12 protein-coding genes and 1 other RNA gene are annotated in these 18092 nt (G+C 60.0%); 9 read left to right on the top strand and 4 right to left on the bottom strand.

Annotated elements, in window-relative coordinates:
- From nirD to RTE01_RS25905, 3 genes are all read left to right on the top strand, one after another.
- The coding region (gene nirD / locus RTE01_RS25915; RefSeq protein WP_141335480.1) for a nitrite reductase small subunit NirD at positions 1–1103 on the top strand (1103 nt) is incomplete at its 5' end.
- Complete coding sequence (locus RTE01_RS25910) at positions 1103–3721, top strand: nitrate reductase (RefSeq protein ID WP_134526558.1); 2619 nt, start codon at positions 1103–1105, stop codon at positions 3719–3721. The genes nirD and RTE01_RS25910, both read left to right, overlap by 1 nt.
- 86 nt (positions 3722–3807) lie before the next feature.
- Entirely contained in the window at positions 3808–5184 is a 1377-nt protein-coding gene (locus RTE01_RS25905; protein WP_134526555.1) for a YchO/YchP family invasin, read from the top strand.
- Here RTE01_RS25905 and narL read toward each other — a convergent pair.
- Entirely contained in the window at positions 5181–5831 is a 651-nt protein-coding gene (gene narL / locus RTE01_RS25900) for a two-component system response regulator NarL (RefSeq protein ID WP_041146087.1), read from the bottom strand. The genes RTE01_RS25905 and narL overlap by 4 nt on opposite strands.
- A gap of 9 nt (positions 5832–5840) precedes the next feature.
- A complete protein-coding gene (gene narX, locus RTE01_RS25895) occupies positions 5841–7619 on the bottom strand; it encodes a nitrate/nitrite two-component system sensor histidine kinase NarX (RefSeq protein WP_134526552.1) in 1779 nt (592 codons plus the stop codon).
- Positions 7620–7930: 311 nt separating this feature from the next.
- On the opposite strand from narX, the gene RTE01_RS25890 reads away from it, so the two are divergent.
- The 5 genes from RTE01_RS25890 to narI all read left to right on the top strand — a co-directional run bounded on the left by RTE01_RS25890 (position 7931) and on the right by narI (position 16377).
- A complete protein-coding gene (locus RTE01_RS25890; protein ID WP_041146085.1) occupies positions 7931–9322 on the top strand; it encodes a NarK family nitrate/nitrite MFS transporter in 1392 nt (463 codons plus the stop codon).
- Between the two features lie 392 nt (positions 9323–9714).
- A complete protein-coding gene (locus RTE01_RS25885; RefSeq protein ID WP_134526549.1) occupies positions 9715–13458 on the top strand; it encodes a nitrate reductase subunit alpha in 3744 nt (1247 codons plus the stop codon).
- A complete protein-coding gene (gene narH, locus RTE01_RS25880) occupies positions 13455–14993 on the top strand; it encodes a nitrate reductase subunit beta (RefSeq protein ID WP_041146083.1) in 1539 nt (512 codons plus the stop codon). The genes RTE01_RS25885 and narH overlap by 4 nt, the downstream gene beginning before the upstream one ends.
- A complete protein-coding gene (gene narJ, locus RTE01_RS25875; protein WP_134526546.1) occupies positions 14990–15700 on the top strand; it encodes a nitrate reductase molybdenum cofactor assembly chaperone in 711 nt (236 codons plus the stop codon). The genes narH and narJ overlap by 4 nt, the downstream gene beginning before the upstream one ends.
- Entirely contained in the window at positions 15700–16377 is a 678-nt protein-coding gene (gene narI, locus RTE01_RS25870; RefSeq protein ID WP_041146081.1) for a respiratory nitrate reductase subunit gamma, read from the top strand. The genes narJ and narI overlap by 1 nt, the downstream gene beginning before the upstream one ends.
- Before the next feature lie 17 nt (positions 16378–16394).
- Here narI and RTE01_RS25865 read toward each other — a convergent pair whose 3' ends face one another.
- Positions 16395–17291: a DMT family transporter gene (locus RTE01_RS25865; protein ID WP_041146080.1), complete on the bottom strand. Its 897-nt coding sequence runs from the start codon at positions 17289–17291 to the stop codon at positions 16395–16397.
- A 108-nt stretch (positions 17292–17399) separates the two neighbouring features.
- On the opposite strand from RTE01_RS25865, the gene RTE01_RS25860 reads away from it, so the two are divergent.
- A complete protein-coding gene (locus tag RTE01_RS25860) occupies positions 17400–17843 on the top strand; it encodes an Lrp/AsnC family transcriptional regulator (RefSeq protein ID WP_041146079.1) in 444 nt (147 codons plus the stop codon).
- A gap of 70 nt (positions 17844–17913) precedes the next feature.
- On the opposite strand, the gene RTE01_RS25855 is transcribed toward RTE01_RS25860, so the two are convergent.
- Positions 17914–18046, bottom strand: a non-coding RNA gene (locus RTE01_RS25855) — RtT sRNA.
- Between the last annotated feature and the right edge of the window lie 46 nt (positions 18047–18092).

Raw genomic sequence — 18092 nt, 5'->3', positions numbered from 1 at the left:
TGTACAGCAAAATTACCGGCGGCCAGCGGATCGACCTCTTTGGCGCCCGTCTGGAAGAGCTGCCGGCTATCTGGCGCGAGCTGGCTGATGCCGGGTTTGAAACCGGCCACGCCTACGGTAAATCCTTGCGCACGGTGAAGTCCTGCGTCGGCTCCACCTGGTGCCGCTACGGTGTGCAGGATTCGACCGGCCTGGCGGTGACCCTCGAACATCGCTACAAGGGCCTGCGCGCGCCGCATAAGATTAAAATGGCGGTCTCCGGCTGCACGCGTGAATGCGCCGAGGCGCAGGGCAAAGATATCGGGGTGATCGCCACCGAGAAGGGCTGGAATCTTTACGTCTGCGGCAACGGCGGCATGAAGCCGCGCCACGCGGACCTGTTTGCCAGCGATATCGACGAGGTGACGCTGATCCGCACCGTCGACCGCCTGCTGATGTTCTATATCCGCACCGCCGATCGCCTGCAGCGAACCAGCACCTGGCTGGACAACCTTGAGGGCGGCATCGACTATCTGCGCGAGGTGATCCTCGAGGACAGCCTCGGGATCGGCGAAGAGCTGGAGCAGGAGATGGCGCGGGTGGTGGACAGCTACCAGTGCGAGTGGCAAACCACCCTTAACGATCCGCAGCGCCTGTCGCTGTTCCGCTCCTATGTCAACAGCGAGCTGCCGGACGATGCGGTGCAGCGCCAGCCGCTCCGCGGCCAGCCGCAGCCGGTGGCGGCGCCGGTGCTGCATGAAGGCGCGCCTTCGGCCCGTCCGTGGCAGGCGATTTGCGATCTCGAGGCGATCCCCGCCGAGGCCGGGATCGGCGCGCGGCTCGGCGAGCGGCAGATAGCGCTGTTCCGCTTTGGCGAGCAGATTTACGCGCTCGATAATCTCGAGCCCGGCAGCGACGCCAACGTGCTGTCGCGCGGGATCCTCGGCGACGCCGGAGGAGAGCCGATCGTCATCTCCCCGCTCTATAAACAGCGCATTCGCCTGCGCGACGGCCGCGCCTGCGACGGCGGCGAGCAGGCGGTACGCGCCTGGCCGGTAAAAGTGGAGAACGGCAAAGTGTGGGTGGGCAACCAGGTTCTGCTGGTGCGCGCGGAGGCTTCCTGATGGCGGAGACCCGAACTACCTGCCCCTACTGCGGAGTGGGCTGCGGCGTGCTGGCTGAGGTCGATGCCGCGGGCCAGGTCAGCGTGCGGGGCGATGCCGAACATCCGGCTAACCTCGGACGCCTGTGCGTAAAGGGCGCGGCGCTCGGGGAGACCACCGCCCTCGCCGGGCGGCTGCTGACACCGGAGCTGGATGATAAGCCCGTCGGCTGGTCGCAGGCGCTGGCCGCCGCGGGTTCGCGGCTGCGGGAGATCGTCGACCGCTACGGGCCGCAGGCGGTGGCGTTCTATGCCTCCGGCCAGCTGCTGACCGAGGACTACTACGCCGCCAACAAGCTGATGAAGGGCTTTATCGGCGCGGCCAATATCGATACCAACTCGCGGCTGTGCATGTCCTCGGCGGTGACGGGCTACAAGCGGGCCTTTGGCGCAGACGTGGTGCCGTGCAGCTATGAAGATGTCGAGAACAGCGATCTGGTGGTGCTGGTGGGCTCAAATGCCGCCTGGGCGCATCCGGTGCTTTATCAACGCCTGGTGCAGGCGAAGCGCGACAATCCGCAGCTGCGGGTGGTGGTTATCGATCCCCGGCGTACCGCGACCTGCGATATTGCCGATGCGCACCTGGCGCTGGCGCCCGGCAGCGACGGCGGCCTGTTCGTCGGCCTGCTGAACGCCATTGCCGGTGACGGACCGCTGGCCGGCGATTTTAGCGACCAGCAGCAGGCGCTGGCGGCGGCGCAGATGTGGGACGTGGCTACCGTCGCCGAATTCTGCGGCCTTGAGCCGCAGCAGGTGGCCGATTTTTATCGCGACTTTATCACCGCACCGCGCGCCGTCACCCTCTACACCATGGGGATTAACCAGTCGGCCAGCGGCAGCGATAAGTGCAATGCCATCATTAACGTTCACCTGGCGAGCGGTAAATATGGCCGCCCGGGATGCGGACCGTTTTCGCTGACCGGACAGCCAAATGCGATGGGCGGTCGTGAGGTGGGCGGGCTGGCAACCATGCTGGCGGCGCATATGAACTTCGAACCGCAGGATTTACATCGCCTCTCGCGCTTCTGGGGTACCGAACGGCTGGCGCAGACGCCGGGGCTGACGGCGGTGGATCTGTTTGCCGCCATCGGCCGCGGCGAGGTGAAGGCGGTATGGATAATGGGCACCAACCCGGTGGTTTCGCTGCCGGATAGCCACGCGGTAAGTCAGGCGCTGGCCGCCTGCCCGCTGGTTATCGTCTCCGACGTTGCCGCTGACACCGATACCGGCCGCTTTGCCCATATTCGTTTTCCGGCGCTGGCGTGGGGCGAAAAGAACGGTACCGTCACCAATTCGGAGCGCCGTATCTCCCGCCAGCGCAGCTTTCTGCCGCCGCCGGGCGAGGCGAGGGCCGACTGGTGGATAATCGCCCGCGTCGCGGCCGAGCTGGGCTTTAGCGAGGCCTTTGCCTGGCAGCACGCGCACGACGTCTTCAGCGAACACGCCGCGCTGTCAGGGTTCGAGAATGACGGCCAGCGGGCGTTTGATATCGGCGGGCTGGCCAGCCTGAGCCGCGAGGCGTGGGACAACCTGGCGCCGGTATGCTGGCCGGTCAGCCGCAGCACCGCCGCGCTGAACCTGCACCGGGGCTGGCACCGCGATGGCAAGCTGCGCATGGTGCCGGTGACGCCGCAGGGCACCCGCGCCGAAACCGACGCTTTCTATCCGCTGATCCTCAACAGCGGGCGCATCCGCGATCAGTGGCACACCATGACCCGCACCGGAACCGTGCCGCGTCTGATGCAGCATATTGCCGAACCGGTGGTGGAGGTGGCTCCGGCTGATGCCCGCCGCTGGCAGCTGCGGGAGGGTGAGCTGGCGCGGATCTGGTCGCGCAACGGCGTCATGGTCGCCAAAGTGCTTATCAGCGACGGGCAGCGCCGCGGCTCGCTGTTTGTGCCGATGCACTGGAATAATCAGTTTGCCCGCCAGGGGCGGGTGAATAATCTGCTGGCGGCGGTGACCGACCCGCACTCCGGCCAGCCGGAGAGCAAGCAGGTGGCGGTGGCGATTGCCGCCTGGCTTCCGGCCTGGCACGGCGAGCTGTTCTGCCGTCAGCCGGTTCCGCTGCCGGAATGGCTCCACTGGCGCCGGCGAGCGGCGGTGGGGCTTACGCATCTCTCGCTGGCGGGGGATAAAAGCCCGCGCGCCTGGCTTACCGACTGGTGCCAGCGCCAGGGCTGGCAGGTCCAGATTGCCGAGGCCGGTGCGCTGTGGAATCTGCTGGCGTGGCACGAAGGCGCCCTGATGCTGGGCTGGTGGAGCGACGCCCGCGAACCCGCGGTGGAGAGCGAATGGATTATCGCCGCCTTTAGCTCGCCGCCAGCGACGGCCGAGCTTCGCCACGCGCTGCTAAGCGGCAGAAAAGGGGGCGACGTCGCGCCGCGCGGGCGGATCATCTGCAGCTGCTTTAGCGTCGGCGAACGGGCGATCGTCGAGGCCATCGCCGGGGGCTGCCGCACGCCGGCCGAGCTGGGGGAGAAGCTAAAATGCGGCACCAACTGCGGCTCCTGTATCCCGGAACTGAAAGCGCTGTTAACGGAAAATAATCCCCGGGTGGAAGATTCAGCATATTCCTGAAATTGGCCCGGGGGCTGCGGGCGATGGCAAAAAACGGTAAACTTAGGTTCTGTTGCCATCCTTCGCGAGCCTCTGTCATCCGTTTAATGCCTTTGCTATTTCGTTTTACGCCACTTCTCCCCATCCTCCTGCTGCTGGCCGGCGCACCGGTTCGTGCCCTGCAGGGAAGCAACGCCTTCAGCGAGAAACAGACGGCGCTGCCCGATCTCGGCATCGCTCCTCAGCTCGATCAGGATGCGCAGCATTTTGCCGAAATGGCGAAGAAATTCGGCGAAGCCAGCATGAGCGATAATGGCCTTACAACCGGCGAGCAGGCGCGGATGTTTGCGATCGGCAGGATTGGCTCCGAGGTCAGCCAGCAGCTGGAGAGCTGGCTATCGCCATGGGGCAACGCCAACGTCGATTTGCTGGTGGATAAGGAGGGGCACTTTACCGGCAGCAAGGGCAGCTGGTTTGTGCCGCTGCAGGATAACGGCGACTTCCTCACCTGGAACCAGTATTCGGTGACCCAGCGCGATAGCGGCCTTGTGGGTAATATCGGCCTGGGGCAGCGCTGGCGGGTTGGAACGTGGCTGCTGGGCTATAACTCCTTCTACGACAAGGTGCTGGATGAGCGCCTGGCGCGCGGCAGCATCGGGGCCGAGGCGTGGGGAGAGTCGGTGCGCCTGTCGGCTAATTACTACCACCCGGTGGGGAGCTGGCAGCAGGGCGACAGCCTGACTCAGGAGCAGCGGATGGCAAGCGGCTACGACGTCACGGCCCAGGCGCGGCTGCCGTTTTATCAGCATATTAATACCAGCGTCAGCGTCGAGCAGTATTTCGGCGACAGCGTTGACCTGTTCCATTCCGGGACCGGCTACCATAACCCGGTGGCGGTATCGGTGGGGCTCAACTATACCCCGGTTCCGCTGGTCACGGTGACGGCGAAGCATAAGCAGGGTGAAAGTGGGCTCAGCCAGAATAACGTCGGGCTGAAGCTGAACTATCGCTTCGGGGTGCCGTTAAAGCAGCAGCTGGCGGCCGATGAGGTGGCAATCAGCCGCTCTCTGCGCGGCAGCCGCTACGACAGCCCGGAGCGCGATAATTTGCCGGTGGTCGAGTATCGTCAGCGTAAATCACTGTCGGCCTATCTGGCGACGCCGCCGTGGGATCTGCAGTCGGGGGAAACGGTGCAGCTTAAGCTGCAGATTCGTAGCCTGCATGGAATTAAGTCGCTGAAGTGGCAAGGGGATACGCAGCTGCTGAGTTTGACGTCGCCGGTAGATGCCAATAGCCCTGACGGCTGGAGCGTGATTTTGCCGGCGTGGAGCAGTGAACCCGGCGCGACCAACCTGTGGCATCTGTCGGTGGTGGTAGAAGATAAATCGGGTCAGCGCGTCTCTTCCAATGAGATCGCACTGGCGCTGACCGAGCCGCTGGTAAAATTCTCGGCCCAGGGCGTATCCTGGCGAGAACTGCCCTAGAAAACGCGCTCCTGGTGTACCCAAACCGCGGCTTCGACGCGCGATTTCAGCTTCATTTTCTTCAACATATGCTTAACGTGTACTTTCACGGTGCTTTCGGTTATCTCCAGACGGCGCGCGATCATTTTGTTCGGCAGGCCTTGGGCGATAAGCTTGAGGATATCGCGCTCGCGCGGGGTCAGCTGGCTGATATCGCGGTCCGAGGTGGCGCGGTTGGCGCGCAGGCTAGCCGCCAGCACCGGCGTTAACGCCTCGCTCAGCACCATCTCACCGGCAGCCGCCTGCTGCAGGGCCTTAAGCAGATCTTCCGGCTCCATGTCCTTGAGCAGGTAGCCGTCGGCGCCGCGTTTTAAGGCGGTGACCACGTCCTCTTCATGGTTGGAGACGCTGAATACCACCACCCGGCCAGAGAGTGATTTCTCGCGCAGCTTATCGAGGGTTTCCAGGCCGTTCATGCCCGGCATGTTGAGATCCAGCAGGATCAGGTCTGGATCCAGCGACTCCGCCAGCGCAATACCTTGTTCGCCGTTGCTGGCTTCGCCGATCACCTGAATGTCGGATGCCATACTAACCAGCTGTTTAACGCCGGTGCGCAGCATCGGGTGATCGTCAATGAGAAGGATGGTTGCCCGTTCCTGTTGACTCATGGGGTTCTCCTATTGGATTGAAAACGATTTTTCCGGGATAAAAGTGACGACCACTTCGGTACCGCCCGTCTCGCGACGGCGTACCTGGCAGTCTCCGCGCAAGCTCTGGGCGCGATCCCGCATAATAATTAAACCGTAATGGTTACTCCGTTCGGCATGGTCTGGTACGCCGCGGCCATTATCCGCGACCACCAGCCTGACCTGATTATCCCGCAGCGACACGGTTACGGTGACCTCCGTCGCTTTGGCGTGCTTCAGCGCATTACTGAGCGCCTCGCGGGCGATTTGCAGCACATGGATCGCCTGGTGCGAGGGAACGAAACGCGGCGGCAGCTGGTAGTCCAGCCTGACCGTAAAGCCGAAATGGGCACTGTATTCCATGCAGCTGGCTTCCAGCGCCGGACGCAGTCCCGGTTCGGTTAACTGTAGCCGGAAGGTGGTCAGCAGCTCGCGAAGCTGGGCCCAGGAGGTATTCAGCTCGTTACGGATCTGACCCAGCAGCTGGCGACTCTCTTCCGGTAAATGTTCTCCCTGCATCTGCAGGCAGCTGACCTGCATCTTCATACAGGAGAGCGACTGGGCAATCGAGTCGTGCAGTTCGCGCGCGATAGTGGCGCGCTCCTCCATCACGATCAGCTGCTGCTGATGCTCCTGATGCCTGTCCAGCGCCAGCGTCGAGGTCAGCTGTTCGACCAGGGTATCCACCAGCTGCTGCTGATCGTGGCTCAGATGGCGGCCTGCCGGCAGAGTGGCCAGCAAAATGCCGTACTGGTTATGGGCATCAGAGAGCCGCCACTTCAGCGTTGCCCCGCCGTCGGGCAGCGGTGGCAGATCGCGCGGGCATAAATAACAGCCTTTATCATCGCAGTGTAAATCTGAATGACAGGCGAATTCCTGATGGTTGTCTTCATCTTCGAGGTCATAGACCCTGACTTCAATATCGCGCAGCAGCGTCAGCCCCTGCAGGCCGTTAAGCACCGGCGAGATCCGCTCGCAGAGCGGGGCGCTGGAGTGCAGTCGGCGGTTGGCCTGCCACAAAAAAGCGAGGATTTCGTTTTTCTGCTCCAGACCGGCGGTTTTTTCCTGCACCCGCCGCTCGAGTACGGAATAGCTCTCCGCCAGCTCTTCCGACATGTTGTTCAGCGCCATCCCGAGGGTGGCCATTTCATCGCGTCCGCGGATGCGCACGCGCTGGGTAAAGTCGCGATGGCTTATCGCACGGGCCATCTCCAGCAGCTGCTTCCACGGACGCAGCAGCCGCGCACGCAGCCAGACGATGGTGAACAGAAACAGCAGCGCCATGCCGCAGCCAAGGATCCGCTGGATCCAGACCACGTGCTTGATGCGCCGTTCGGTCGTATGGTCAAAGGCGGTGACCAGATGGTCTATACGATCGACAAAGCTGGCGACGTCGGTGGCGACGGTCGCCTGATTCTGCGCGTGCCGCATCCCCGGCGCCAGCTCCTGCTGCCAGTAGTGCTGCAGCGCTTTCAGCTGGTTTTGCTGGCCGTCCCGCAGGGCGGCGTTCTGCAGCTCTTCGCTAAATACGGTGGCGGTCATCTCGTCGATAAGCCTGTCGTCGCTCTCGTTGAGCGGCACCGCGGCCAGCAGGCGATAGCTCTGCATTCTCAGCGAGCCCGCTTTATTAATCGCGTGTGCGCTTCCCTGGACGCCGTGCACCAGCCGCGCGGAGATGCCGATCCCCGTGACGCCAATGGCCGTCGAAAGCAGGACAATCAGCGCCAGTTGATTCACCAGCGTGAGCGGGGTAAAAAGACGTTTTAACATAGCGTGCGTGGCTCCTGACCGGCAAACCATCCGGGAGTGGGACCTATTCTCGGATATCCGATGGAGTATACCCATACCCATAAAGGATTACCCCTTAATTGTCGGTGGTAGGTAGCCTGCCTGGAGGGGATAGGTGAATGCGGGCAGCCTCGTGAAAAACCACACTTTTTTTGGCGAAAATAACTACTCCCTTCGAGTGATGATTTTTTTTTAAGCAAATTGGTGACAACTTTTCCTTTGATTTATATCAACTTACTGCCGCCTGTAACCCCTAATGTGTCTGCGGGATATATGAATAATCAGAGGTATATATGAGTCAATCTTCCCTCCCGGAGAAGACTACCACTTCAGTCATCACCGACTGGCGTCCGGAAGATCCTGAGTTTTGGCAGCAGCGCGGTCACCGCGTCGCCAGCCGCAACCTGTGGATCTCCGTGCCGTGTCTTTTGCTGGCGTTTTGCGTTTGGATGTTGTTCAGTGCCGTGGCCGTTAACCTTAATAAGGTTGGCTTTCAGTTTACGACCGATCAGTTATTTATGCTGACCGCGCTGCCGGCGCTGTCTGGCGCGCTGCTGCGCGTGCCTTACGCGTTCATGGTACCGCTGTTCGGCGGCCGCCGTTGGACGGCATTCAGTACCGGGATCATGATAGTGCCTTGCGTCTGGCTGGGCTTCGCGGTGCAGGATACCTCTACGCCGTTCAGCGTCTTCGTTATCATCTCCCTGCTGTGCGGTTTTGCCGGGGCAAACTTTGCTTCCAGCATGGCGAACATCAGCTTCTTCTTCCCGAAACAGAAGCAGGGCGGCGCGCTGGGTATTAACGGCGGTCTTGGCAACATGGGCGTCAGCGTCATGCAGCTGGTTGCACCGCTGGTGGTTTCTCTGTCTATTTTCGCCGTCTTCGGCGGGACCGGCACCGAGCAGCCGGATGGCTCAATTCTGTATCTCGAAAACGCGGCCTGGATTTGGGTTCCGTTCCTTGTCGTCCTGACTCTGGCGGCATGGTTCTTTATGAACGATCTGTCGGCATCGAAAGCTTCACTCAGGGAGCAGCTGCCGGTGCTCAAGCGTGCGCATCTGTGGATTATGGCGCTGCTGTATCTGGCAACCTTCGGCTCGTTTATCGGCTTCTCCGCCGGTTTTGCGATGCTGTCCAAAACGCAGTTCCCGGACGTGCAGATCCTGCACTATGCCTTCTTCGGGCCGTTTATTGGCGCCCTGGCGCGCTCTACCGGCGGGGCTATCTCCGACCGTCTGGGCGGGACCCGAGTGACGCTGATTAACTTCGTGGTGATGGCCATCTTCTGCGGCCTGCTGTTCCTGACGCTGCCAACGCACGGTGAAGGCGGTAACTTTATCGCGTTCTTCGGCGTGTTCATGGTGCTGTTCCTGACCGCCGGGCTGGGTAGCGCGTCTACCTTCCAGATGATTTCGGTTATTTTCCGTAAAATGACCACCGATCGGGTGAAGGCGCAGGGCGGTAGCGAAGCGCAGGCGATGCGTGAAGCGGCGACTGATACGGCGGCGGCGCTGGGCTTTATCTCAGCGATCGGCGCGATTGGCGGCTTCTTCATTCCGAAGGCGTTCGGTATCTCTCTGGACCTGACCGGTTCTCCGGCGGGGGCGATGAAGGTCTTCCTCGTGTTCTATATCGCCTGCGTAGTCATTACCTGGCTGGTTTACGGACGTAAGCAGAAGTCCTAAGCGACGAGCTTTACCGCTATAAGGCGCAACCTGATTTGCGCCTTTTTTTTATCCTGCACTTAGTTACAGCATACTGTCGTGTGGCGCTGCTCCGGCAAGGCGCATCGGTCCGGCAAAATATTCCCCTGTTTTGCGCTCTACCCCTTAATACCTATGGGGATATTGCCCGCACTGCAAATGGCGAGCTTTTTCATAAAAACCCTTTAAAAACAGATGGATAAAAAACAGAAAAAGATACTACTAAGGTGGTATTCGTCCGTTTTGCCGATGTTCATAAGGCATTTCGTATTGATCGTTATCAATTCTCTCCCTCTTTCATAGCGTTACCTTCGCTGCAAATCCAGCAATGTCGATTTATCAGAGAGCCGTCAGGCTCCAAACAGGAGAAACCCATGAGTAAATTCCTGGACCGGTTTCGCTACTTCAAACAGAAGGGCGAGACCTTTGCCGATGGGCACGGCCAGCTTCTACACACCAACCGGGACTGGGAGGATGGATACCGCCAGCGTTGGCAGCATGACAAAATCGTGCGTTCCACTCACGGTGTGAACTGCACCGGCTCATGCAGCTGGAAAATTTATGTCAAAAATGGTCTCGTCACCTGGGAAACCCAGCAGACGGACTATCCGCGTACCCGCCCGGACCTGCCCAATCATGAACCGCGCGGCTGCCCGCGTGGCGCCAGCTACTCCTGGTACCTCTACAGCGCCAACCGCCTGAAATATCCGCTGATGCGTAAGCGCCTGATGAAAATGTGGCGTGAGGCTAAGGTTCAGCACAGCGATCCGGTTGCGGCATGGGCTTCGATTATTGAAGATGCTGATAAAGCGAAAAGCTTTAAGCAGGCCCGCGGTCGCGGCGGTTTCGTACGCTCCTCCTGGCAGGAAGTGAACGAGCTGATTGCCGCGTCCAACGTTTATACCGTCAAAACCTACGGCCCTGACCGCGTGGCGGGCTTCTCGCCGATCCCGGCGATGTCGATGGTTTCCTACGCTTCCGGCGCGCGCTACCTGTCGCTGATTGGCGGTACCTGCCTGAGCTTCTACGACTGGTACTGTGACCTTCCGCCGGCCTCTCCGCAGACCTGGGGCGAGCAGACCGACGTACCCGAATCCGCCGACTGGTATAACTCGAACTACATTATCGCCTGGGGTTCTAACGTTCCGCAGACCCGTACCCCGGATGCGCACTTCTTTACCGAAGTCCGCTACAAAGGCACCAAAACCGTTGCTATCACCCCTGACTACGCCGAAATCGCCAAGCTGTGCGATCTGTGGCTGGCACCGAAGCAGGGTACCGATGCGGCGCTGGCGCTGGCGATGGGCCACGTTATGCTGCGCGAGTTCCATCTCGACAAACCGAGCCAGTACTTTACCGACTACGTCCGCCGCTACACCGACATGCCGCTGCTGGTGATGCTCGAAGAGCGCGACGGCTACTACGCGGCGGGCCGTATGCTGCGCGCTGCCGACCTCGTCGATTCGCTGGGCCAGGAAAACAACCCGGAATGGAAAACCGTGGCGATCAACGCCGACGGCAACATGGTTGCGCCGAACGGCTCAATCGGCTTCCGCTGGGGTGAAAAAGGCAAATGGAACCTCGAGCAGCGCGACGGCACATCCGGTGACGAAACTGAACTGCAGCTGAGCCTGCTGGGCAGTCAGGATGAGATCGCGCAGGTGGGCTTCCCGTACTTTGGCGGCGAAGGCACCGAACACTTCACCAGCGTTGAGCTGGAGAACATCCTGCTGCATAAGCTGCCGGTAAAACGCCTGCAGCTGGCGGATGGCAGCACCGCTCTGGTGACTACCGTTTATGACCTGACCATGGCCAACTACGGCCTGGAGCGCGGTCTGGACGATGAAAACTGCGCCAAAAGCTACGATGACGTTAAGGCGTACACCCCGGCGTGGGCTGAAAAAATCACCGGCGTTGCTCGGGCCAACATCATTCGTACCGCCCGTGAGTTCGCCGATAACGCCGATAAGACGCACGGCCGCTCGATGATTATCGTCGGGGCTGGTCTGAACCACTGGTATCACCTCGATATGAACTATCGCGGTCTGATCAACATGCTGGTGTTCTGCGGCTGTGTCGGTCAAAGCGGCGGCGGCTGGGCGCACTATGTGGGCCAGGAAAAGCTGCGTCCGCAGACCGGCTGGCAGCCGCTGGCGTTTGCCCTCGACTGGCAGCGTCCGGCGCGCCATATGAACAGTACTTCCTATTTCTATAACCACTCCAGCCAGTGGCGCTACGAGTCGGTCACCGCGCAGGAGCTGCTCTCTCCGCTGGCGGATAAATCGCGCTACACCGGCCATCTGCTGGACTTCAACGTTCGCGCCGAACGTATGGGCTGGCTGCCGTCCGCGCCACAGCTTGGGACTAACCCGCTGCGCATCGCGGAAGAGGCGAAGAAAGCCGGTATGACGCCGGTTGACTACACCGTGAAGGCGCTGAAAGAAGGCACTATCCGCTTTGCAGCGGAGCAGCCGGAAAACGGTAAAAACCACCCGCGCAACCTGTTCATCTGGCGTTCTAACCTGCTGGGCTCTTCCGGTAAAGGTCATGAGTATATGCTGAAGTACCTGCTGGGTACCGAGCACGGTATTCAGGGGATGGATCTCGGCAAGCAGGGCGGCGTCAAGCCGGAGGAAGTGGAATGGCAGGATAACGGCCTCGACGGCAAGCTGGACCTGGTGGTGACGCTGGACTTCCGCCTGTCGAGCACCTGTCTGTACTCCGATATCGTGCTGCCGACCGCAACATGGTACGAAAAAGACGACATGAATACTTCGGATATGCATCCGTTTATTCACCCGCTGTCTGCCGCCGTCGACCCGGCCTGGGAATCGAAAAGCGACTGGGAAATCTACAAGGGCATCGCGAAGACATTCTCCGAAGTCTGCGTGGGCCACCTCGGAAAAGAAACCGACGTGGTGACGCTGCCCATCCAGCACGACTCGGCCGCCGAACTGGCGCAACCGTTCGACGTGAAGGACTGGAAAAAAGGCGAATGCGAGCTGATCCCAGGGAAAACCGCGCCGCACATTATTCCGGTTGAACGTGATTATCCGGCAACCTATGAGCGCTTTACCTCCATCGGGCCATTGATGGAAAAAATCGGTAACGGCGGTAAAGGGATTGCCTGGAACACCCAGAGCGAAATGGATCTGCTGCGTAAGCTCAACTACACCAAGGCAGAAGGCCCGGCGAAAGGCCAGCCGATGCTGGATACGGCGATTGACGCGGCTGAGATGATCCTCACCCTGGCCCCGGAAACCAACGGTCAGGTGGCGGTAAAAGCCTGGGCGGCGCTGAGCGAGTTTACCGGCCGTGACCACACGCATCTGGCGCTGAATAAAGAAGACGAGAAAATTCGCTTCCGCGATATTCAGGCGCAGCCGCGCAAGATTATCTCCAGCCCGACCTGGTCAGGACTGGAAGATGAGCACGTCTCCTATAACGCCGGCTACACCAACGTTCATGAGCTGATCCCGTGGCGTACGCTCTCGGGTCGTCAGTCCCTCTATCAGGACCACCAGTGGATGCGTGACTTCGGTGAAAGCCTGTTGGTGTACCGTCCGCCAATCGATACCCGCTCGGTGAAAGCGGTGATGGGTAAGAAATCAAACGGTAACCCTGAGAAGGCGCTGAACTTCCTGACGCCGCACCAGAAGTGGGGTATTCACTCGACCTACAGCGACAACCTGCTGATGCTGACCCTCGGTCGCGGTGGGCCCATCGTGTGGATGAGCGAAGTGGATGCCAAAGAGATGGGCATTGAAGATAACGACTGGATTGAAGTCTTCAACAATAACGGCGCCCTGACCGCGCGTGCGGTAGTAAGCCAGCGCGTGCCGGCCGGAATGACCATGATGTACCACGCGCAGGAACGTATTGTGAACCTGCCGGGTTCTGAAATTACCGGCCAGCGCGGCGGGATCCATAACTCGGTGACCCGCATTACACCGAAACCGACGCATATGATCGGCGGCTATGGGCACCTGGCATACGGCTTTAACTACTACGGCACCGTCGGATCGAACCGCGATGAGTTTGTGGTGGTACGTAAGATGAAGAACATTAACTGGCTGGATGGCGAAGGCAATGACCAGGTACAGGAGAGCGTAAAATGAAAATTCGTTCACAAGTCGGCATGGTGCTGAATCTCGATAAATGCATCGGCTGTCATACCTGCTCAGTCACCTGTAAAAATGTCTGGACCAGCCGTGAGGGGACCGAGTACGCCTGGTTCAACAACGTTGAAACCAAGCCGGGCCTCGGTTTCCCGACCGACTGGGAAAACCAGGAAAAATGGAAGGGCGGTTGGGTTCGTAAGATCAACGGCAAGCTGCAGCCGCGTATGGGTAACCGCGCGATGCTGCTGGGTAAAATCTTCGCTAACCCGCATCTGCCGGGTATCGACGACTACTACGAGCCGTTTGATTTTGACTACCAGACGCTGCATAACGCGCCGGCCGATAGCAAAGCGCAGCCGATCGCGCGTCCGCGCTCGCTGATCACCGGCCAGCGCATGAATAAGATCGTCAAGGGTCCGAACTGGGAAGACGATCTGGGCGGTGAGTTCGAGAAGCTATCGAAAGATAAGAACTTCGAGAACATGCAGAAGGCGATGTACGGCCAGTTCGAAAACACCTTCATGATGTATCTGCCGCGCCTGTGTGAGCACTGTCTCAACCCGGCGTGCGTGGCGACCTGTCCGAGCGGCGCTATCTACAAGCGTGAAGAAGACGGCATCGTACTGATCGACCAGGACAAGTGCCGCGGCTGGCGTATGTGTATCACCGGCTGCCCGTACAAGAAGATCTACTTCAACTGGAAGAGCGGTAAGTCTGAGAAATGCATCTTCTGCTACCCGCGCATCGAAGCGGGTCAGCCGACCGTGTGTTCAGAAACCTGCGTTGGCCGTATTCGCTACCTTGGCGTGCTGCTGTATGACGCGGATGCGATTGAAACCGCAGCGAGCACCGAAAACGAGAAAGATCTCTATCAGCGTCAGCTGGACGTGTTCCTCGATCCGCATGACCCGAAAGTCATCGAGCAGGCGCTGAAGGACGGCGTACCGCAGGGGGTTATCGACGCTGCCCAGAAGTCGCCGGTCTACAAGATGGCAATGGACTGGAAGCTGGCACTGCCGCTGCATCCGGAATACCGCACGCTGCCGATGGTCTGGTACGTGCCGCCTCTGTCACCGATTCAGTCCGCGGCGGACGCCGGTGAGCTGGGAAGCAACGGTATTCTGCCGGACGTGGAAAGCCTGCGTATTCCGGTTCAGTACCTGGCAAACCTGCTGACCGCAGGCGATACCCAGCCGGTGCTGCTGGCGCTGAAGCGTATGCTGGCGATGCGTCACTTTAAACGCGCGGAAAGCGTTGATGGCGTAGTGGATACCCGCGCGCTGGAAGAAGTGGGTCTGAGCGAAGCCCAGGCACAGGAGATGTATCGCTACCTGGCGATTGCCAACTACGAAGATCGTTTCGTGGTACCCAGCAGCCACCGCGAGCAGGCGCGCGACGCCTTCCCGGAAAAAAGCGGCTGCGGCTTCACCTTCGGCGACGGCTGCCACGGTTCGGACAGCCAGTTCAATCTGTTCAATAGCCGCCGCATCGACTCTATCGACGTGACCAGCAAAACGGAGCCGCACTCATGATTGAACTCGTGATCGTGTCGCGCCTGCTTGAGTATCCTGACGCTGCCCTGTGGCAGCATCAGCAGGAGATGCTGGAGACGCTGGCGTCATCGGAAAAATTAGTCGCGGAGGATGCCCGCAAGCTGGGCGACTTCCTGCGCGACCTGACCGCCCGGGACGTGCTCGACGCTCAGGCGGATTACAGCGAGCTGTTTGACCGCGGACGGGCGACGTCGCTGCTGCTGTTCGAACATGTTCACGGCGAGTCCCGCGATCGCGGTCAGGCGATGGTCGATCTGATGGCGCAATACGAGCGCCATGGCCTGGAGCTCGACAGCAATGAGCTTCCTGACCACCTGCCGCTGTACCTGGAGTATCTGGCGCAGCTGCCGGAAGATGAAGCTATCGCCGGGCTGAAGGACGTGGCGCCGATTCTGGGTCTGCTAAGCGCTCGTCTGCAGCAGCGCGAAAGCCGCTATGCGGCGCTGTTCGAACTGCTGCTGAAGCTGGCGGATACCCGGGTTGATAGCCAGAAGGTTGCAGAAAAAATAGCCGACGAAGCCCGCGACGATACGCCGCAGGCGCTGGACGCGGTATGGGAAGAAGAACAGGTGAAATTCTTTGCCGATAAAGGCTGCGGCGAGTCAGAAATTGCCGCTCACCAGCGTCGTTTTGCCGGGGCCGTGGCCCCGCAATACTTGGATATCTCTAACGGAGGACCGCAATAATGCACTTCCTGAATATGTTCTTCTTTGACATCTACCCGTACATTGCCGGTTCGGTATTTCTGATCGGCAGCTGGCTGCGCTACGACTATGGTCAGTACACCTGGCGGGCCTCGTCCAGCCAGATGCTGGACCGCAAAGGGATGAACCTGGCGTCTAACCTGTTCCATATCGGGATCCTCGGTATCTTCGCCGGCCACTTCCTCGGAATGCTGACCCCGCACTGGATGTATGAGTCCTTCCTGCCGATGGACGTGAAGCAGAAGATGGCGATGATTGCCGGCGGTGCCAGCGGCGTGATGTGTCTGGTCGGCGGCGTGCTGCTGCTCAAGCGTCGCCTGTTCAGCCCGCGCGTGCGCGCAACCACCACGACCGCGGATATCCTGATCCTCTCGCTGCTGCTCGTTCAGTGCGCGCTGGGTCTGCTGACGATCCCGTTCTCGGCGCAGCATATGGACGGTAGTGAAATGCTCAAGCTGGTAGGCTGGGCGCAGTCGGTGGTGACCTTCCACGGCGGAGCGTCACAGTATCTGGACGGCGTGGCGTTTGTGTTCCGCCTGCACCTGGTGCTGGGGATGACGATGTTCCTGCTGTTCCCGTTCTCCCGCCTGGTGCATATCTGGAGCGCGCCGGTAGAGTACCTGACGCGCAAATATCAGATTGTTCGCGCTCGTCGCTAGTTCAGCTATCGGTTGTATCAAACCCCGCTTCGGCGGGGTTTTTTATTGCTCAGCGCCAGCCCATCTCCCCAGCCCAGATTATTTCCCGCTGCCGCCAGCAGGATCAGCGCACCTCCGGCCAGCTGCACCGGCGCCAGCGCATGGTCGAAGACCAAATAGTCGACCACGATCGCCACAATCGGATAGATAAAGGAGAGTGAGCCGATCGCTGGCGTAGGCAGCTTCTGGATCGCGCTGTAGAGCAGCTGGTACATGATGCCGGTATGCACAACGCCGAGAATCAGCAGGTATCGCCAGGGGAACGCAGCGCTAAAATCGGGGCGGTGAACCAGCGGCAGCAGCATAATTGTCCCGACGATGACCTGAATAAAAGCAATATGCTGGGGCGGGAGCGGGCGCAGCTTGCGGGCGATCATCGCCGTTAGCGCGTAGAAAAAAGCGGCGCCAAGAGCCAGCGCAATGCCCGCCGCCAGCTGGCCGCCGTGCGCCTGCATCAGCTCGCTGGAGAGCAGGACCACCACGCCGAAAAAGGCCAGCGCCAGCCAGCCCCATTTAATTAGCGCAACCCGCTCACCTGCCAGTATGCCCATCAATACCAGCATAAACGGCTGGGTGTTATAAACAACGGTGGCCATGCCAATAGAAATTCGGGCGTAGGCGGCAAAAAGCAGCAGCCAGTTAATGACCAGGGCGACTCCTCCGATAATCGCCAGCAGCAGCGTGAGCCGCGTGAGCTGGCTGAACGGCTGTCGGCTAAGAGAGATGAAGCCCGCTAAGGTCAGCGCGCCAATAAGGCAGCGCCAGAAGACAACATCGATAACCGGCAAACCGGAGAGTAAAACGAACGCGCCAATCGAACCCGAAATTATCATCGCCAGGCTCATTTGCCAGACGCCCGTCACCGTATGTTTCATTTTTCTACCTCCGTTTGCGTATCGCTATTGTCGTTAATCAGGTGACAGGTTGATATGCATGATCTAAGGTGAAAACCTGATATCGCTTTTATTTAGCAGGTAAAAAGAGTGGAACACTTAATTGATAATATCGATCGCGCCATTCTGGCCTGTCTGGCGGAAGATGCGCGTATATCGTTAAAGGTGCTGAGCGGGCGGGTAGGGCTGACCTCGCCCAGTACCGCCGAGCGGGTGAAGCGTCTGGAAGAGCGCGGGGTGATTCAGGGATATGGTGCCCGGATTAATCTGGCCGCGCTGGGCTATAGCCTGCAGGCGCTGGTGCGCGTCAGACCTTTGCCGGGGCTGCTGCAGAAAGTGGATAAATACATTCAGGCGATGCCGGAATGCATCGAATGTGACAAGGTCACGGGGGAAGATTGCTTTGTGATGCGCCTGGCGGTGCGCGATATTGCGCAGCTTGATACCCTGCTCGATGGCCTGGCAGAACACGCCCAGTGCAACACCTCGATAGTAAAAAGCTCGCCGGTGGCGCGCCGTCTGCCGCCGATGTAGCGCTCTCCTGGACAGGCCGAATGTGCAATGCTGATGCTTGTTTGGGAGTGACGATATATCTGGGAAGTGATGGTGGTGGGGGAAGGATTATTCGCAGCTAAAGCTGCTCACCCTTCGGGCCGTTGCCTGCGGCAACGTTCTCTCGCTTGCGCTCGAGTCGAACCTTGGTCGAAGCTTCTCATCCTTCCCGCATGGGCAGAATGTGCGACGCTGCGGTTTGTATGGGAGTGATGAGATATCAGGAAGTGA

The organism is Klebsiella terrigena (assembly GCF_006539725.1).
GTDB classification, from domain to species: domain Bacteria; phylum Pseudomonadota; class Gammaproteobacteria; order Enterobacterales; family Enterobacteriaceae; genus Klebsiella; species Klebsiella terrigena.
This window is presented reverse-complemented; position numbering and strand designations above follow the sequence as displayed.

Excerpts from the sequence above, each read along its gene's own strand:
- RTE01_RS25910 (WP_134526558.1), top strand. The coding sequence starts at position 1,103 with ATGGCGGAGACCCGAACTACCTGCCCCTACTGCGGAGTGGGCTGCGGC.
- RTE01_RS25905 (WP_134526555.1), top strand. The coding sequence starts at position 3,808 with ATGCCTTTGCTATTTCGTTTTACGCCACTTCTCCCCATCCTCCTGCTG.
- narL (WP_041146087.1), bottom strand. The coding sequence starts at position 5,831 with ATGAGTCAACAGGAACGGGCAACCATCCTTCTCATTGACGATCACCCG.
- narX (WP_134526552.1), bottom strand. The coding sequence starts at position 7,619 with ATGTTAAAACGTCTTTTTACCCCGCTCACGCTGGTGAATCAACTGGCG.
- RTE01_RS25890 (WP_041146085.1), top strand. The coding sequence starts at position 7,931 with ATGAGTCAATCTTCCCTCCCGGAGAAGACTACCACTTCAGTCATCACC.
- RTE01_RS25885 (WP_134526549.1), top strand. The coding sequence starts at position 9,715 with ATGAGTAAATTCCTGGACCGGTTTCGCTACTTCAAACAGAAGGGCGAG.
- narH (WP_041146083.1), top strand. The coding sequence starts at position 13,455 with ATGAAAATTCGTTCACAAGTCGGCATGGTGCTGAATCTCGATAAATGC.
- narJ (WP_134526546.1), top strand. The coding sequence starts at position 14,990 with ATGATTGAACTCGTGATCGTGTCGCGCCTGCTTGAGTATCCTGACGCT.
- narI (WP_041146081.1), top strand. The coding sequence starts at position 15,700 with ATGCACTTCCTGAATATGTTCTTCTTTGACATCTACCCGTACATTGCC.
- RTE01_RS25865 (WP_041146080.1), bottom strand. The coding sequence starts at position 17,291 with ATGAAACATACGGTGACGGGCGTCTGGCAAATGAGCCTGGCGATGATA.